At 39.3% G+C, this 17,197-nt stretch carries 18 protein-coding genes; 5 read left to right on the forward strand and 13 right to left on the reverse strand.

Annotation, left to right across the window (positions count from 1 at the left end):
* Window positions 1-57: 57 nt before the first annotated feature.
* The 9 genes from AC1TPB_RS09910 to AC1TPB_RS09950 all read right to left on the reverse strand — a co-directional run bounded on the left by AC1TPB_RS09910 (window position 58) and on the right by AC1TPB_RS09950 (window position 9,864).
* A complete protein-coding gene (locus tag AC1TPB_RS09910) occupies window positions 58-762 on the reverse strand; it encodes a TadE/TadG family type IV pilus assembly protein (RefSeq protein ID WP_482076317.1) in 705 nt (234 codons plus the stop codon).
* 4 nt (window positions 763-766) lie between these two features.
* Window positions 767-943, reverse strand: coding sequence for a Flp1 family type IVb pilin (locus tag AC1TPB_RS09915; protein WP_482076318.1), 177 nt, complete (start codon window positions 941-943; stop codon window positions 767-769).
* A 65-nt stretch (window positions 944-1,008) separates the two neighbouring features.
* On the reverse strand, window positions 1,009-1,869 hold the full coding sequence (locus AC1TPB_RS09920; protein ID WP_482076319.1) for a type II secretion system F family protein: 861 nt from the start codon (window positions 1,867-1,869) through the stop codon (window positions 1,009-1,011).
* Window positions 1,870-1,884: 15 nt separating this feature from the next.
* A complete protein-coding gene (locus AC1TPB_RS09925; protein ID WP_482076320.1) occupies window positions 1,885-2,652 on the reverse strand; it encodes a type II secretion system F family protein in 768 nt (255 codons plus the stop codon).
* A complete protein-coding gene (locus AC1TPB_RS09930) occupies window positions 2,636-3,874 on the reverse strand; it encodes a TadA family conjugal transfer-associated ATPase (protein ID WP_482076321.1) in 1,239 nt (412 codons plus the stop codon). The genes AC1TPB_RS09925 and AC1TPB_RS09930 overlap by 17 nt, the downstream gene beginning before the upstream one ends.
* Window positions 3,871-5,031, reverse strand: coding sequence for a P-loop NTPase family protein (locus AC1TPB_RS09935; RefSeq protein ID WP_482076322.1), 1,161 nt, complete (start codon window positions 5,029-5,031; stop codon window positions 3,871-3,873). Before AC1TPB_RS09935 ends, AC1TPB_RS09930 begins: the two co-directional genes overlap by 4 nt.
* A gap of 145 nt (window positions 5,032-5,176) precedes the next feature.
* Entirely contained in the window at window positions 5,177-7,189 is a 2,013-nt protein-coding gene (locus AC1TPB_RS09940) for a stalk domain-containing protein (protein WP_482076323.1), read from the reverse strand.
* Window positions 7,190-7,403: 214 nt separating this feature from the next.
* Window positions 7,404-7,802 carry a nucleoside-diphosphate kinase gene (ndk, locus tag AC1TPB_RS09945; protein ID WP_482061678.1) on the reverse strand — a complete coding sequence of 133 codons (399 nt, stop codon included), beginning with the start codon at window positions 7,800-7,802 and terminating at the stop codon, window positions 7,404-7,406.
* A 289-nt stretch (window positions 7,803-8,091) separates the two neighbouring features.
* Window positions 8,092-9,864: a M3 family oligoendopeptidase gene (locus AC1TPB_RS09950; RefSeq protein WP_482076324.1), complete on the reverse strand. Its 1,773-nt coding sequence runs from the start codon at window positions 9,862-9,864 to the stop codon at window positions 8,092-8,094.
* A 92-nt stretch (window positions 9,865-9,956) separates the two neighbouring features.
* Between AC1TPB_RS09950 and AC1TPB_RS09955 the strand changes: the two genes are divergently transcribed.
* Both AC1TPB_RS09955 and AC1TPB_RS09960 read left to right on the forward strand, forming a co-directional pair.
* Window positions 9,957-10,130: a YycC family protein gene (locus tag AC1TPB_RS09955; RefSeq protein ID WP_482061680.1), complete on the forward strand. Its 174-nt coding sequence runs from the start codon at window positions 9,957-9,959 to the stop codon at window positions 10,128-10,130.
* Window positions 10,130-10,369: a hypothetical protein gene (locus tag AC1TPB_RS09960; protein WP_482076325.1), complete on the forward strand. Its 240-nt coding sequence runs from the start codon at window positions 10,130-10,132 to the stop codon at window positions 10,367-10,369. The genes AC1TPB_RS09955 and AC1TPB_RS09960 overlap by 1 nt, the downstream gene beginning before the upstream one ends.
* A gap of 122 nt (window positions 10,370-10,491) precedes the next feature.
* Here AC1TPB_RS09960 and AC1TPB_RS09965 read toward each other — a convergent pair whose 3' ends face one another.
* Window positions 10,492-11,175, reverse strand: a complete 684-nt coding sequence (locus AC1TPB_RS09965) for a DUF2225 domain-containing protein (protein ID WP_482076326.1) — start codon at window positions 11,173-11,175, stop codon at window positions 10,492-10,494.
* Window positions 11,176-11,247: 72 nt separating this feature from the next.
* The gene (locus AC1TPB_RS09970) at window positions 11,248-11,631 is read right to left on the reverse strand and encodes a globin domain-containing protein (protein ID WP_482076371.1); all 384 of its coding nucleotides are present in this window, start codon (window positions 11,629-11,631) and stop codon (window positions 11,248-11,250) included.
* A gap of 383 nt (window positions 11,632-12,014) precedes the next feature.
* Between AC1TPB_RS09970 and ylbJ the strand changes: the two genes are divergently transcribed.
* Together ylbJ and AC1TPB_RS09980 are read left to right on the forward strand one after the other, a co-directional pair.
* Window positions 12,015-13,103: a sporulation integral membrane protein YlbJ gene (ylbJ, locus tag AC1TPB_RS09975; RefSeq protein WP_482076327.1), complete on the forward strand. Its 1,089-nt coding sequence runs from the start codon at window positions 12,015-12,017 to the stop codon at window positions 13,101-13,103.
* 74 nt (window positions 13,104-13,177) lie between these two features.
* Window positions 13,178-13,978 carry an NAD kinase gene (locus AC1TPB_RS09980; protein ID WP_482076328.1) on the forward strand — a complete coding sequence of 267 codons (801 nt, stop codon included), beginning with the start codon at window positions 13,178-13,180 and terminating at the stop codon, window positions 13,976-13,978.
* A 71-nt stretch (window positions 13,979-14,049) separates the two neighbouring features.
* Here AC1TPB_RS09980 and AC1TPB_RS09985 read toward each other — a convergent pair whose 3' ends face one another.
* Both AC1TPB_RS09985 and lipA read right to left on the reverse strand, forming a co-directional pair.
* Window positions 14,050-14,730, reverse strand: a complete 681-nt coding sequence (locus tag AC1TPB_RS09985; RefSeq protein WP_482076329.1) for a YutD family protein — start codon at window positions 14,728-14,730, stop codon at window positions 14,050-14,052.
* Between the two features lie 20 nt (window positions 14,731-14,750).
* Window positions 14,751-15,716, reverse strand: coding sequence for a lipoyl synthase (gene lipA, locus AC1TPB_RS09990; RefSeq protein WP_482076330.1), 966 nt, complete (start codon window positions 15,714-15,716; stop codon window positions 14,751-14,753).
* A gap of 168 nt (window positions 15,717-15,884) precedes the next feature.
* On the opposite strand from lipA, the gene AC1TPB_RS09995 reads away from it, so the two are divergent.
* Window positions 15,885-16,904, forward strand: a complete 1,020-nt coding sequence (locus tag AC1TPB_RS09995) for a M23 family metallopeptidase (protein WP_482076331.1) — start codon at window positions 15,885-15,887, stop codon at window positions 16,902-16,904.
* The last annotated feature ends 293 nt before the right edge of the window (window positions 16,905-17,197 follow it).

Below are 17,197 nucleotides of genomic sequence, written 5' to 3' on the forward strand. Positions count from 1 at the left end.
TTACCGAACCATCCTTACGAAACCATAATTGATTTTCCCTCATATAATCATCCCTATCTAAGAAGAGAAGGACTTGATAGCCTTCCCTCCTTTTTGCTTCCACTCTGATTGTTCTTTATTAGACATTTTTTTCAATCTTTCCGTGTAATATAGAACAAGATCGACACTTCTAATAAAACTGATCGGATTAACGAGACTGCGGTGTGTTGTGTATGCTGGAGAGGCAAATACTTGTTGCTTTTGCCATATGAGCGGAGACAGCTGTTGCTTAATATTAATTTCAATACGAGGAAGTAATGCGGAGGTTGAATACGTCACTTGACCATTCACATTGAGATTCATCTGCCCAATATGCTGCTGTGCTAAAGTTAATTTATCTGGAATAAGTGCAGTAATCGGTATGGAATTCCCATTGCCTGGAGTTGTTTCTGATTGAATATTTGAGGTAATCGCTACGCTTGTAGTGCGCTGAGAATTTTGGAGAGGAATGATCTTACTTACTAAGTGCAGCATCATTTCATTCTCATATAAACCATATTGCTTTTCACTTCTTACTTGCCCAGTCACTATTTGACGGTCTGCATCATCCCATATAAATGCCGCACGCTCCGTAGTAGACAATGAAACGTACTGCAAAAAAACAACCTGAAACACATATATAGCAGCGACCATCATAATGACAATGACTGACATAATTAATGGAAATACTAGAGCTGATTCGAGGCTCATATTTCCGCGCTCATCTCGTATAAACTGTCTCATCGCATCACTTCAATGCATCGTCCATTTTCGAGCCTGAGTTCGTAATAAGTTTGTTGACATAACTCATAATAAAGTCTTTGAATAGAAGAAAAATGACAACGACAACAGCTATAATAAGTAGAACCTCCAATGTACCAATACCATCCTCATTTCGCCAAAATGCTCGAATACGTGGCTTCATATTTCTTGTAAATCGCCTTACACTCATCATCATTCCTCCCGCAACTTTTCATTAGCTTCATGACATTACATAAATTGCATAAATAAAACTGCCGGCGTCACAATGAGAATCATCAATAGTAGCAATACTCCCACTAATGGAAATATGAGTTTTGCCGAAGCTTCTTCCCCTCGCACTCTAGCCATGTTTTTTCTAGTTTCCCATAGTGACAAAGATATATCTTGCACCGCTGTAACGAATTGCTCACCTCCTCTCCGGTAATTCAATAATAGAATGGTTGTAAACACCGCTATTTGCTGAACGGCACAATTTCGATTCAATTTCTCAATACTCTGGGAAAATGAAGCTCCATTACGAAGTTCATGAACTGTATTTTTCCATTCGATATGCAGAGGGCTTGTACTATGTTCCTTGCCCACGATTGACTTCATAAATGCTTGCTGTACCGTCTCACCGGCACCAACTAATAACGTTAGCCTTGTCAGCATTAATGGCAGCTCCAGCAAAATTGCTTGCTTTCTTTGCTTCACCTTGTTCTTGCTCTCTTGAAACAATCTAACGATAATAATGATTGCCGTAAGCGTACCTATTATAATAACTGCTTGCTCTTCACTTAATACAGCAATCCAGAAGCTAATCATCAGTATCAATAAAGCTTGTCCAATTACAGTAGTAAAGGCATGTACCGTTTGATCAAAGCTCCATTGTTGTCTATTAAGCTGCAATAAATGGGTATGCAGATGATGAAGTAATTGCGATGCTCGTCGTTCAAGCTGGAGTAGTTCATAGCATGCATAACCAGGTCCGAGAATAAGCTTATGATCATTCAAAGAACTGTCCTTCTTTTTCTGTTTCGTAGCCTTATAATGATTAGGTTTTACTAATAGATATAACCACAGAAGAGTATAGACAATAGTGATAACCATTAACACGAGCATCACCTACAACTTAATTTGAGTTAATTTGTTCATGAACCAAAAGCAAAGTAAGAGTAAACACAATACAACTGTCAATAGCACATAGCCCAATCCACTATATAAAGCTTGCATATAATCTTGAGCAGTCGTATTTAAAAACTGTAAAAAGATAAAAGGTGCTGCCATCATCATTTTTGATTCAAGTTTCTTTTGTGCAATTAATACACTGATTTCATTATCAATCTCTATTTGATCACTAAGCATATTTGCAGTTCTACGCATAACAGTGAGCAGATCGCCACCCGATCGCTTACATGTTTGTAATGATTCGACGAATTGTGAAAACTCTGCAATATTGACCCGTTCTGCCAAATCTATTAAGCACTTTTCTAGTATTTCTCCGTTACTTAACTTATGATTAATAATGTTTATTTCGAGCATTAGCTCATCTTGTGCATTCGGGTATAGGAGCAACATATCCGCTTGGGCAACTTGAAAACAATTTTCAAGTGAACGGCCTGCTGCTAATGAGGAGAGAAGTGAAAGAAGTAAATCTTTGAATTGTAACTTCATACGTACTTTACGTTTGGCAATAAGTCGAACTCGTTCAAATTTCAACATATAGAGGGAACATGGCATGAGCATAATACTTAGTATAAAAGATTGATAGAAGCTATATGTAACAAAACCTATAAGTACGCTCCACATCATAATGCATGTTATGACTTCATTTCTACTAAGCTCATACTGATCATAATGCTGTAAGTATGTCTTCTTACGAACTGCTTCCATCCTGCAACTCCTCCTCACGATAGCCCGCAAGTAGTAGCTTATCTTTGCGATACAAGTTATTCGGGCTACGCACTAATCGCTCTGAAAGATTATGTTGCGACATATCATGATGAAATAACTTCTCAATTACAATTTCACCTTCATGCATTCCGATAATTTGACTAATCTCAAGCACCCCACGCGTCCGATCATGAAATCTTGTTAGATGAATCATAATATCAATCGCTGAACATATTTGACTTCTAACGACCGTAAGTGGTAGATCATGAGCACTGAGTACCATCGTTTCAAGCCGAGACAGCATGTCCTTCACATTGTTCGCGTGACCGGTAGACATTGACCCTTCATGCCCCGTATTCATTGCCTGTAGCATATCCAAAGCCTCTTTACCTCGAACCTCGCCTACAATAATCCGATTGGGGCGCATTCGTAATGATGCTTTGATTAGATCACGAATGGCAATTTCACCTTTGCCTTCCGTATTCGCATTTCTTGTCTCCAACGATACGAGATTAGGTATGCTAGTAATTTGCAGCTCGGCCGCATCTTCAATTGTAATAATGCGTTCATCGGATGGGATAAATTGCGTTAGTGCATTGAGAAAGGTTGTTTTCCCTGATCCTGTGCCACCGCCAATGAAAATATTATATTTGGCCTTTACAAGAAAGCGTAACCATTTTACGGATTCTTTACTTAATGCACCCATATGCATTAATCCATCCATCGTTAACGGTTGCTCCGGAAACTTTCTAATCGTTACACAAGGACCTCGCAGGGCAATCGGTGGAAGTACGATATTAACCCGTGAACCATTAGCTAATCTTGCATCTACAATAGGCGATGCTTCATTCACGACTCTATTAACTGAAGATACAATTTGTTGAATGATATCTTCTAGCCGTTCGCGATTTTCAAATTGGATAGCAGCAGGCTGCACATTGCCATGACGTTCTACAAATATTTCATACTCACTATTAATCATTATTTCAGTAATACTGCGATCATCTAATAAAGGCTGTAAAATATCTAACCCTCTAAACGAATGAAACACCGCTTTAACTAACAATAATTTATCGGTAGTCGATATAACTTGTTGATTACTATACTTTATGACTTCATCTTCAATTAGCTTATATAGCTCTTGATCTGATAACGCTTGTGAAAATGCGTAACTATCTCTTAGCTCATTGCGAATATGATAGATGGCACTATCGTCGATCATGAGGCATACGACCCTTTGTTAAGAAACTTATGAACGCAATGCTCTACTGTAGCACGATAGATCGAGGAGCTTAACAATGATGCGTATTGCTCCTCCCATTGCTCAATATGAGGGAGCTTGAAATGCACCTGTAAATCGCTCATTTGAATGGATCGCATTCCTCTGCTTTCATTCAAAATAACAATCGTATGACTTTCAAGCTTCGTCGTTAGCTCCTTCCATTTCATCTGTGCATACTGGATGGACATATGATGCTTCTTGAGCCACTCTTCACTTGCCATCATCATCATGTAATGAATATCGCATTCAGATAATAGTGTTAAATTCCACTCATCGTAATTAGCTGATAAATCAAGCACAATATAGTCGTAATGACCACTGGTGCGAATAATATCTAGCATTAATAAAGCATCTTCTTTCGTTAGCTGCTGTCGATCTTCAATATGAGCAAATGGCTTCAAACGATCACATTGTAGTCGTTGGTCATACTGTCGATGCTTAGCAAACCAGCTCTGGGCATCATCAGCATTACTTTTTACGGCATATAGGAAATCAGAATAGGTTACTTGCGAAGCAGTCGGATCTTCTGCAGACATCCAGCCCTCTGATGTGTTCCATAGTTCTAGATTGAAATAAAATACTCGCTCATTACGTGCAGCAATGGCATGAGCTAGATGTAATGCAAATATAGTTTTGCCACACTGTGCAATACTTGATCCAATACCAATAACGATCGTCTCCGACGTTCGAGGAATGACGGGTCTAGCTATCATATGTCGTTGCCCTTCTATAATCGTATATAACATATGAAGTAATGTTGATAGCGGTTGATATTTCACTAGTTTATGATGCTCTCGAAAATCAGATGGCTGCGATACAAGCTGTACAACGATAGGCTGTGTATGGACGTTCTGAACCGCATGTAGTTCATTGTTTAACATTATTAATTGGGGAAATTTCAATGTGAATTCATCATAATTAGCTTCATCAACAAGTATAAGATCCAGTTGACCATAAGCTTCACGCGGTTGAAATTTGGATAATGAAGTGAACAATTGCAACCGCCAACTATGATAGATTGGACTACTTTTCATATAACTAACCATTCTTGTTGCATATTCAATATCATCAGTAATACAAGCAACGGTAATCGTCATTAATATTCCTCCCTTTAAAACGAAAAGCACCGCATATGTAATGTCCTAAGACATTACATATGCGGTGCTTCCGCTAATAGTTAAGCACAATATAGCATAACGTTCCATTTACTGTCAATAAGTTTCATGATTATTTATGAAAAATTTATTTTGCTTTTGCAGAAACTAATATACTACCCTCTTTGCTATCGAAGTTAATCTCTCCACCAAGATTTTCATTAACAAAACGAAGCGGTATAAATGTAGTTCCTTGAATATTAATCGGAGCTACGTCTAGTTTAAGCTCCTTACCATTGACCAGCGCCTTCGTGCTACCTTCAGTTAGAACAATGGTTGATGTACCTTTGATCGTAATCGACTTCGCTTTACTATTCCAAGCGACATCAGCGCCAAGTACTCCACTTATAAAACGCAGCGGTACTAGCGTACGATTATCTCGCACGAACGGGGCAACCGTCAGCTCTGTTTTACCTTTGTTTGTATACACATATTTCTCATTCAAATACATTTTCACTTGACCGTCTGAAATATCTCCAACGGCATTTCCTACCTTAAAGCTTACCGTTTTCTTAGAAGCTTCACGACCCTTGGAATCATACACTGTTACTTGTAGCTTATGACTACCTTTCGTTAAAGTAGCTGTATCAATCGGGAAAGTATATGGATATTGCTTACGCTCTGCAACCTGCTTACCATCAATCGCAAATACGACTTTACCGATATAAGGATCGTAAGTTTTAACCCATGCAATCCCTGTTACAGAACCTCTTAGCGCTTGATCTTCTATTGCTGTTACGCTTTGCTTCAACGGAGTTGTTGTCGCAGCAGCATCTAATCCAACCACTGAACTCAAATAATACGGGTCTTTAATCATTTGTTTATATGCACTTAATACCGAGCTATTTTCTGTTAAGCTGAAATTATTCAAGCTACGATCCGCACTATGAGAATCCGTTAGCGTATTAAGACTGAACCAGTTAATCCCCTTCAGTCGAGGATATTTCAGCTTCGCACCGTGATATAACATATTCATTTTCGTAATTGCAAAATTTGTTGTCGTTGTGTTTCCTGCTTTACTGAAATGCGTTGCACCGTATTCACTAATCATAATTGGTTTACGATCAGCATACTGTTGATACACATAATCTAAGGAATCTAGCGGATTCACTTGATCCGCAGGCGTACTTACATTACCGTTAAAATATTTCACACTATAAATGCTTAGTCCAACCCAATCGACATAATCATCGCCAGGATAATAATCATTAATCGTACGTTTGGGATTAGCCGCCGGGGACCATACCATCGCCACATTAGGTGCTTCTTCCTTCATCACCTTGGATACTAGGCGGAATTTCTCAATATAAAGCTCGGGATTTCCACTCCATGTTACCCAGCTTCCATTCATCTCAGAAGCAAACCGTAGAAACACTGGCACTCCTGCCGCCTCGGCAGCACGGGCGAATTTCCGTAATGATTCATCGTCTTTGACCGCCGCCAAGCCTGATTCTGGTTGCACAGCTAGATGAATCGCTCCACCAGCCGCTTTCACTTGGCTAGCCCATATGTAGGGGAAATCTGCACCGTAGCGATGATAATTAAAGTATACAGCATGTTGTTTGCCAGATAATTCATTGAACTCTTGGAATTTCAAGCCCTTCTTATCTTCAACACCGCTATCCTTCTCAACAAACGCTCCAATGTACATCCCATTTTCCGGTTCAAACTTTGCAAGCTTCGTGCTCGATTGAACAGCAATATTGTCTTGAATATATATTTCAATTTCCGTATTAAGTGCATCTGCTGTTGCTAATACTGCGAAATAGGTGTTCATATCACCCGATTTTCCACCTAACTGACGATGAATCTCCGCTTCTTCATAGTATGTATTGGCGGCATTTTGAAATTGTCCATCTTTTTCGTAAGCTTCAGCTAATAGACGTAAATATCCCGCTTGCTTAGATTGCTTATTCGCAGCTACTAGATGTACGATTGCTTCCTTATATTTTCCACTTTTAACGAGTTTCTGTGCCTCTACGTAATGTTTCCAATGATGCGTTTCTGTAGCAGCCACCGCTTCACCCGAATAAGTAATTAGAGCCATAAATAAACTAATAACTAACAATACTATAATATTTCTTTTCGATGATATTAACATTGTCCATCCCCCTCTAAATGAGATTATAGTATAGATTTGGCATATATAATAGCATTTATCTTCTGAAAGCGTTGACCTTCATCATAACATTTAGTCATAACAAAAAACGCCGCAGCTCATTTACCCTTTCGGATATGCGAGGTACGACGCTGTATTTCATAGCTACGCGCAATATATGTGAACCTTGAAAAGTGCTTAATTACCGATAACTAATTCACCCAAAAAATCGTTGGATTTCAATTTCAGCATTTTCAACAGAGTCTGAACCATGAATAACATTGCTGTCTACGATCAATGCGTAGTCACCACGAATCGTACCTGCTTGCGCCTCAACTGGATTCGTGAAACCAATTAAAGTTCTTGCATTTTGTACCGCCTCATGACCTTCCAAAATCATCGCAAACACTGGACCAGAAGTAATATAATCAACTAACTCGCCAAAGAATGGTTTAGATTTCAAATGTGCATAGTGAACTCCTGCTTGCTCTGCAGATAAGTATAGCAACTGAGCTTGTACAATAACGAAACCTTTCTCCTCGAATCTATTAACAATTCGACCAATAAGACCTCGCGCAACTCCATCAGGCTTAATCATAACAAATGTTTTTTCCATAGTAAAAACTCCCTTCTAAAATTTTTTGGCAACATCTTGAGATTCTTCTACGCAACAAAAAATACTTCGAAAGCATGTGCTAATTTTTTGGTAACATCTTGAGACACTTCTGCGTAACAAAAAATACTTCGTAAGCATGTGCTAATTTTTTGGCAACATCTTGAGATTCTTCTACGCAACAAAAAATACTTCGTAAGCATACGCCTTTTTGAGTCGACATATTCTACTTGTACGTTAGCACAAAATAGCGAAACTAACTACTTTAACCACATTTTTGTCATACTGTCACTTATTTTTTAACGTCGGTTAGCTGCAAAAATAAGTTAATATCTTCAGCTACAAGCTCTGCTGCCTCTTCCCAAAAATCAGTTTTCGTTAGATCAACCTGTAGATGTTTTTGTGCTAACTGTTCAACAGTTAAACGACCCGTATCTCGCAGCAATGCATCATATTGCTCTGCAAAGCCTTCTCCTTGCTCTAATGCACGCTTATATATGCCTGCACTGAACAAATATCCGAACGTATACGGGAAGTTATAGAACGGCACATCTGTCAAATAAAAGTGCAGCTTGGCTGCCCAGAAATGAGGATGATACTGCTCAAGTAATCCATCGAAAGCTTGTTGCTGTGCTTCAACCATTAGCTCATTCATTCTTGTTGTTGGAACTGGTCCTTGTGCACGTTCTTCATAAAATCTCGTTTCAAAAATAAAACGTGCATGAATATTCATATAGAAGGCTATCGCTCGTTGGATCTTATCATCAACTAGCGCCAACTGCTCTTCTACTGATTCCGCTGCCTTCAATGCTCGATCAGATACGATTAGCTCTGCAAATGTAGAGGCAGTTTCTGCAACATTCATGGCATACTCTTGCGCTAATGCTGGCATATCATTCATCACATGCTGATGGTAAGCATGGCCTAGCTCATGAGCTAGCGTCGATACATTAGATGCACTACCGGAATATGTCATGAAAATTCTTGTTTCGCCGCTTTTTGGAAGTGAGGTACAAAATCCTCCAGGACGTTTGCCAGGACGATCTTCAGCCTCAATCCACTGATGTTCAAATGCGTATTGTGCAAATTGAGCCATCTCGGGGCTGAACGTAGCGAACTGCTCAATAATGAATGTTGCAGCGTCGTCAAAGCTCATTGTTGCTGTAGCTGACGCTAACGGTGCTTCAACATCATGCCAATCTAGTTTTGCAAGAGACAGCAGCTGTGATTTGCGCTCAAAGTAAGGAATAAGCTGTTTCTTCCCCTTTTCCACAGCAGCCCACATCGCTTGCAGCGTCGCTTCACTCATACGATTCATCTGTAGAGGTTCTTCCAGGTAGGATTTCCAACCACGATTGTTATACATTTTCAAGCGAAAACCTGCGAGATGATTGATCGTGTCTGCGCATAGATCAGCTTGCTCTCCCCATACCTTTTCCCATTCAGCGAATGCCGTTGTGCGGATGGTACGATCTCCTTCAGATAGACGATTCGCCATTTGCCCAGCGGATAGATAAGTTTCTTCATCAACCTTGAAATTCGTCCGTGACACAATTGTATTATAGAAATCTCCCCAAGCATGATAGCCATCAATCGCTAGATCGGCTGCTAATGCTTCTAGCTCTGGCGCCATTTGCCGCTTGGCTAGTTCCCTGCGTTCATTCAAATTATAAGCGAGTGGCTGCAAATCTGGCTGTGATAAATATCTCTCCCATTGCACATCATTTATGCTTCGCAAATTATTATCGAATTTCGTGAGCACTGCAGTAAACGCAGCATTTAAATTTTTCACTCGATCTAATAAGATGACCGCCTGCTTATCAAACATATCCTGCGCCATTAAACATGATACGAAGGAGTCCATCTGACGTACATTTAACAGTATTTGCTGTACAATATCGGTCTGCTTAATAATATGTTCAACTTGATCGGCTTGGCTATGTGCTAAATCTAAATGTAATTGCTTAATTAAATTGTCTGTATTCACTATTTCCTGTTTCAACTGTGCTGATTGTGATCCACCTTCATAGATGGAATCTAATTCCCATTTCAACGTATATTTCATTATCATTGCTCCTATCATTGAAAACTTGTATTTGCCATCTATACAGCTGTAAGTGTATAACATAAGTATAACGAAACTGGAGGTGCAGCACCATGCTCAAACAGCTATCTGCTGAAACGGCGATGAAGCTTGCTCAACAACTTGGTATTCCCATTTCACAACTTGTTCATACGCCGCGTCATATTGTATTACAGAAACTTGCTCAACTCGCGCAAGAAGAACAAAAAGCTGAGCAACAGCAAGAAACTACCAAGGAGTTAGATTAATGATTCCTTTCGAAAATACTTGGCCTTATGAACGTATTATGAAAGATTTCTATGTAGATCAATGTCCTTTTTGCGATGCCACTCAAGTATTGCTTCCGTTAAAGCAGCGGGAAATCGGCGAAATAAAGTCCGGTAAGAAAAAACATCTTGTTTTCCCTTGCTGCTATGCCAAGCTGCAAATCATCGATATTGATGATGATTACTTGCTGGCCGATACTAAGGTGAGAAGCTACCTCTAGTAGAGGAAGTTTAAAAAGCGGACTTTGATAACGATGGATATGCTAACGTAGGTTATTCAACATCGCATCTGAAGTTCAAAAAGCACAGAGTAGGAGTTGTATTCCCTAGTCTGTGCTTTTCATTAAGATAAATTTTTCTCTCGCTGTTCGGCTAATATTTCTCCGATTTCTTTCCACTGTTCACGACATGCTCTGATCATCCCAGCATCCATAATTGATTTATCGTTTACGACGCGTGAAAACCATTTCACTGCTTCGCTAAAGTTTCCTGTTCGTTTGTTCAACTCACCAATAATATATAATAACTTGGCATTTTTCTCACTGTTTTCTTCGTTCTCATATACAACAATATATTTGTCTAGCGCAAATTTCAAAAACCTTTGCTCTTCTGACTCTTGTTCCATATAACGATATAGCCAAGCAATATGATGCAATAAACCAGCAACTAGCCGATTCTCCGCCTTCATAAGTTGAGCAATCATTAATGCACGCTTATATGCTGTTAACGCCTGCTCAATTGTACGTTCACCGTGGAAATATTCTGAAACCCAGTGTTTACCGATTTCATTGTAGTAAACTTGTTTCTCTTTATCAGATAATTTTGCAGCTCCATTTTCTGAAAATGAATATCCGCAGGCTGGGCATATGCGCACAACATAAAAATCTGGATTAATATCATTTCTGTAATATCCACAAAAATCTGAATCTGAACGATTCGGGTTTTTGAAGCTAGGTCTTACCCTAGTAATTTCAAAATTCGTAGCGCAACATGGACAATCCGCATTAGATAGATACAATGGATCCATTCTTCTACCTCCCAAAACTTTTTGTATATGTCTAGATGTAATTTCTAAATGCACGAGAAATCATTTCGTTAACTATTCCGGTGTGTTAATAAAATGATATGCAGGTCCAGATAATCGTTCTAATACAAATGCCTGTAATTCCTCAGATAAATCAACCTCAGTCAATGCTTCTCTCATACATTGTAACCAAGCCTGTGCCCTTGTCTCGTTAATTTCGAATGGTAAATGTCTAGCACGCATCATCGGATGCCCAACCTCTGTTGTATACAAGTCAGGTCCGCCAAAAAACTGCGTCAAAAACATATATTGCTTCTCCATTACGGGATCTATATCAGTTGGGAACAATGGACTTAGGTCCGGGTGAGCTAACACCTTTGGATAAAATGCTTGTACAATATTGCGGATGGTATCCGCGCCACCCATCAAATTGTATGTACTTTCATTGGCCATTTCCATCAACTCCATTATTGAATTACATCGATTATAGCATATCATGATAAAACTTCCCCGTGAAGATAAGGCAAAAAACCGCCAATTATATTGGCGGTACGTATATGAATCAACTACTTGTAATCATAGTCCTTCGAATTAGCTGGTGTGGATATTGCTTCTCTGATGACATACACAAAGGAACATACAAGAATTCCTGCAAGAATGCTCATAATTATCACTCCATTATCTCACTATTCTCTTACTATCATTATATCACATTGTATGCAGTATCACCCCAAAAATGTAACCGTTTTCCAAATATTTATATTTCTTTTTTGTTATGCTTGTACACGTCTAGTCATATACATCAACTAATAACAAAATATAAAGGATTAGGATGACAACTCATGATCAAATCTATGCTTCATCCTCTATCGATTACAGCCTATTTGGCTACCATAATACTTATTTTTATGATTGTTTTTCCGACAACAACGCTTGATTCCGCACTGAGAGGTGTATCCATTTGGTGGGAAGTACTCTTCCCTGCTTTATTCCCATTTTTTGTTTTTTCCGAATTAATGATCGGCTTTGGACTCGTCCACTTTTTCGGGAAAATTCTTGATCCATTTATGCGTCCACTATTTCGTTTGCCTGGTATCGGTGGATTTGTTATTACATTAGGCTATATCTCTGGTTATCCTGTTGGTGCTCGTATAACTGCTCAATTATGGGATCAGGGCTTATTAAACCGTCGTGAAGGGGAGCGTCTAGTCGCTTTTACAACGTCATCTGACCCGATATTTCTGATTGGTGCTGTATCCATTGGTTTTTTTCATAATAGCGAGCTTGCCCTCATTCTAGCAGCTTCTCATTATAGTGCTGCATTTCTAATAGGGTTGTTAATGAGATTTCACGATGCTAAGGCAGAAAAACAAGAGCAACAACATTTAGAGTCACAAGCCTCACTATCTAGTATTTCCAATTATAAACAATCTAAACTCTATGCTGCGCTAAAAGCAATGCATCAAGCCCGCCTTTTGGATGGACGATCCTTCTCAGTCATTTTGCAGCAAGCTATTCAATCTGCTATTAAGCTTATGATTGTCGTTGGAGGACTTGTCGTATTCTTTTCCGTTGTACTTGCCCTGCTTACCGAAGGCCGTATTCTGCATCTCCTTATTATTACACTGCAACAATGTTTTCAATGGTTAGGTATTTCTGAAAGTGCGGCAGAAGCCATCGTTCCTGGATTATTTGAAGTTACGCTTGGCGCTCAGCAAGCAAGCTTAATCAGCTTATCGCTTCAGCATCAAGCTGCAATTGCCGTCGCTATTCTTTCATGGGGTGGATTTTCTGTTCATGCTCAAGTTGCCAGTTTACTTAGTCATACCTCTATCCGCTATGCGCCTTTTTTGGTGGCACGATTTATTCATGCTATACTTTCAGTTATAGTTCTCTATATGCTTTGGGGTTGGCTTGGTCCGGCAGTTTGATCCATGCTTGAACAAACTGCATATTTCCGCTATGCTCAATAGAGAATAAGGAACTTGCAAAGGGGTTTATCATTTTGAAATACGCTGTTATTGATCGTGGAGATACACTATCGAAACAACTAGCTAATCAATTCATACAACATGCCAACAGTAAAGGCTTTCAGCAAAATCAACAAGAGCCCGATATTGTCATCTCGATCGGTGGAGATGGTACTTTATTGAAAGCCTTCCATAAATATATCTCACAAATTGATCATATTTCTTTTGTAGGTGTTCATACTGGCCATCTTGGTTTTTATGCGGATTGGAAAGCAGATGAATTAGAGCTTTTATTAGAGAAAATGTGTACGATTGAACCTACTATTGTAAAATATCCGATTGCCAATATTGAACTTGTAACAAAGTCCGGCACCTATCATTATTCCGCACTTAATGAATTCACGTTGAAAAGTGTAGATAATACGATGGTTGCACAAGTAAACATTAATGGTGAGCAATTTGAAATGTTTCGTGGTGATGGAATTGTTATTTCTACCCCTTCCGGTAGTACTGCATATAACAAAAGCTTAGGTGGTACCATTGTCCATCCTTCTATTGAAACGTTACAAATTACCGAGCTTGCATCGATCAATAATCTCGTTTATCGAACATTGGGTTCTTCTGTATTATTACCTAAGCATCATTATTGCGATATTATTAGTATGAAGCAGCAACGCGTCCAAATAAGTGTTGATCATGTCAGTACGATGTTTGATGATGTTGTATCCATTAAATGCGGCGTATCAGATCAAAAAGTTCAATTTGCCCGTTACCGTCCATTCCCTTTTTGGAATCGAGTTCGTAATGCTTTTATCGGAATTGACTCCATTACATGAGAAACAAATAAGAGCTGTAATAATTAGTAAGATTGACATACAATCCTGACTAATTACTACAGCTCTTTGCGTTATTCGGTTACCGTCGATAACTGCTCCGACTGCGATTTGTTTGCTCTTACTTTTTTGTCCTGAGAACGGTTACCTTTACGGTAGTAATGCTCTTTACGTTTTTGTTTGCCGTCAGGACGACCTTCCTTCTTGCTTTCAGACTTTCCACCTGTAGTATCCTCGACTTGCACTTTTGAAGTTTGTCGGTTATTATTTCGTTGCTTATTTTTGTCACTCGACTTTTCAAAATATTTTTCAACACCATTGTCATTCGATTTCTGGGTTGATTTCTTTCTGTGCTCTTGATTAGAAGGTTTCCCCTCTGTTTCTGTTGTCGAATTCTCTTCTGTACTAATAGGCTCATCTGGAACAATTTCTAATTCATCAATATAAATATCTTCGTCATTTCTTTCAGTTGATACATCTATTTTCTTCTCTAAAACAAAGTATGCACAACCAAAATTACAATATTCATTGATGTAATCTGTAGCGTAGGAGAACGTAGAATCTTTTGTTGCTTTTGGATGGCCGTCTCGGAAAAAGCCTTTAAGTCTAAGCTGATTATAGCCCCAATCTCCAACGATATAATCATACCGTTCTAATACTTCACTATATCGATTACGAAAAGCTTCGACATTCCATCCGTTACGATTTACGATAATTAATTCATATGATTTTCCTGTAATATGAATTAAAGCCATTGCAGCACCTCTCTCTAGCTTTAGATCAGCATACTAGAGCACGCACCTGATGATGGCGTTTGTACCTGATCGGCTAATTCTGTCATAGTATTTATTTGTGTTTCTGCTTCGATTGCAGCGTGTGCAGAATCAGTTTGCTCATGTGCATGATAAGAGCTACGAACTAGTGGCCCAGACTCAACATGACGGAATCCACGACTTAGTCCTTCTTGTTTCAATTTTGCAAATTCATCGGGGTGAACGTAACGATCAATTTGTAAATGTTTCGGGGTAGGTTGTAAATATTGTCCTAGGGTCAATATATTACAATCTACTGCACGTAAATCGTCCATCGCTTCCAATATTTCATCCCACTCTTCCCCAACACCAAGCATAATGCTCGATTTAGTAGGAATTTTAGGATTCATTTCTTTGGCACGACGCAGTAGTTCAAGTGAGCGCTCATATTTCGCCTTCGCGCGCACACGATCAGAAAGACGAGAAACCGTTTCAATATTGTGATTTAATATATCAGGACCTGCATCCATTACAACTTGTAGGGCATCCCAATTCCCCATGAAGTCTGGTATAAGTACCTCAACACGGCAGAACGGTAATCTCTTACGTAGAGCACGAATCGTCTCTGCAAAAATCATAGCACCACCATCAGCAAGATCGTCACGAGCAACAGATGTAACGACACAATGACGTAAATCCATCTGTTCAGCCGCTTCAGCTACACGTTCTGGCTCTTCAAGATCGAGCTCAGTTGGCATCCCTGTATTAACGGCGCAAAAACGACATGCACGGGTGCAAATATCTCCCAAAATCATAAACGTTGCCGTACGATTTGTCCAACATTCATATATATTAGGGCAACGTGCTTCTTCACAAACGGTATGTAGCGTCTTAGTACGCATCATATCTTTAATCTCTGAGTAATTTCCACCCGTAGTTAATTTAATGCGAAGCCAGTCTGGCTTTTCAAGCTTTTCACGTTGTTTCATTGAAGGGTACCTGCTTTCAAATACTTTTCTGTTGACGACATTGACATTATTATATCATATTTTTTGAAATAAATAGACCCAATTCCAATACAACTACTTTGCACTCGGATATTTTTCTGCACTTTCGAGAACAATATGTAGCAACCAATCCTTGAAAGGATGATCACATTGTTCACAATTCGCAGATTAACCTTTATTGTAATCATCTTCCTGCTTAGTTATGCTTCTCTTCCGGCATTCCACACTTATGCAATAGAGCCAGAAAAGAAGTCAGCAGCTGAACTATTTGATGAGCGGATGCAGCTATACGAAAGTATGTCCTTGCTCACAAATATGAGATGGCAATGGATTGCAGCCATCGATCAATATGAACGAACAATATCCAAAGCACGTCCAAAAGCCAGGCCAAAGCTTGGAGAAGATGTTGGCATATATATCGAGGAACATCAATGGATCGGAACGCTGAATCCTGATTCGAGCGATCAGCATCCCAATTCCATTCAATGGTTTGATGGGATTGGTAAAGATGGCAATGGTGATCATATCGTCTCCAGAAATAATGATTCTGATCTATTGTATTCTGTTCTTTATGCAGTAAGTGCAACTGGAACTTCAGATGAAGCATTGTCGATTGGCTTGTGGAATTATTACGAAAATAGTAGAGCTGTTCAACGAATCCAGCAATTTGAACGAATTTACAGTCAATATAATAAGCTTGATCTATTCGAACATGCTTTTCCGTTACCACTGACTTCTGTCTATTCCTACCGCGATACTTGGGGTGCAGGGCGAGGCTGGGGAGGAAAACGTATCCATGAAGGGACTGATTTATTTGCAGGATATGGTGTAAATGTGAAAAGTACATGCTATGGCATCGTAGAGATTAAAGGTTGGAATCGCTATGGTGGATGGCGCATTGGTATTCGCGATCTTAACAATCATTATCATTACTACGCGCATTTACAAGGATTCTCGAAAGATCTAGCGATTGGTCAAGTCGTCTCGCCAGGTGAAGTTATTGGCTGGGTTGGTAGCTCTGGCTACGGTAAACCGGGTACTTCTGGCAAATTCCCGCCACATTTACATTATGGAATTTATACTGATCGAGGTTACATTGAATGGGCATTTGATCCATACCCGAGCTTAAAGCGCTGGGAAAATGAAGAGCGTAAGAGACTTCGCCCTTAGGCACAAGTTTCTTACGCTTTTTTGTTGTATAAGCTAGACACATTAGAGCAACTTTTTTCTTTATCTCGATGCGCTCCCGCCATATCGAGCATATTAACGAAAATTTTTGCTTTGTTCGTCCTATGGATCAGCTAGCTAGACACATTAGAGCAACTTTTTTCTTTATCTCGATGCGCTCCCGTCATATCTAGCATATTAACGAAACTTTTTGCTTTTTTCGTCCTATGGATCAGCCAGCTAGACACATTAGAGCAACTTTTTTCTTTATTTTTTATGCATTCTCCCTTGTATAG

It is taken from the genome of Paenibacillus sp. Y951 (assembly GCF_056786395.1).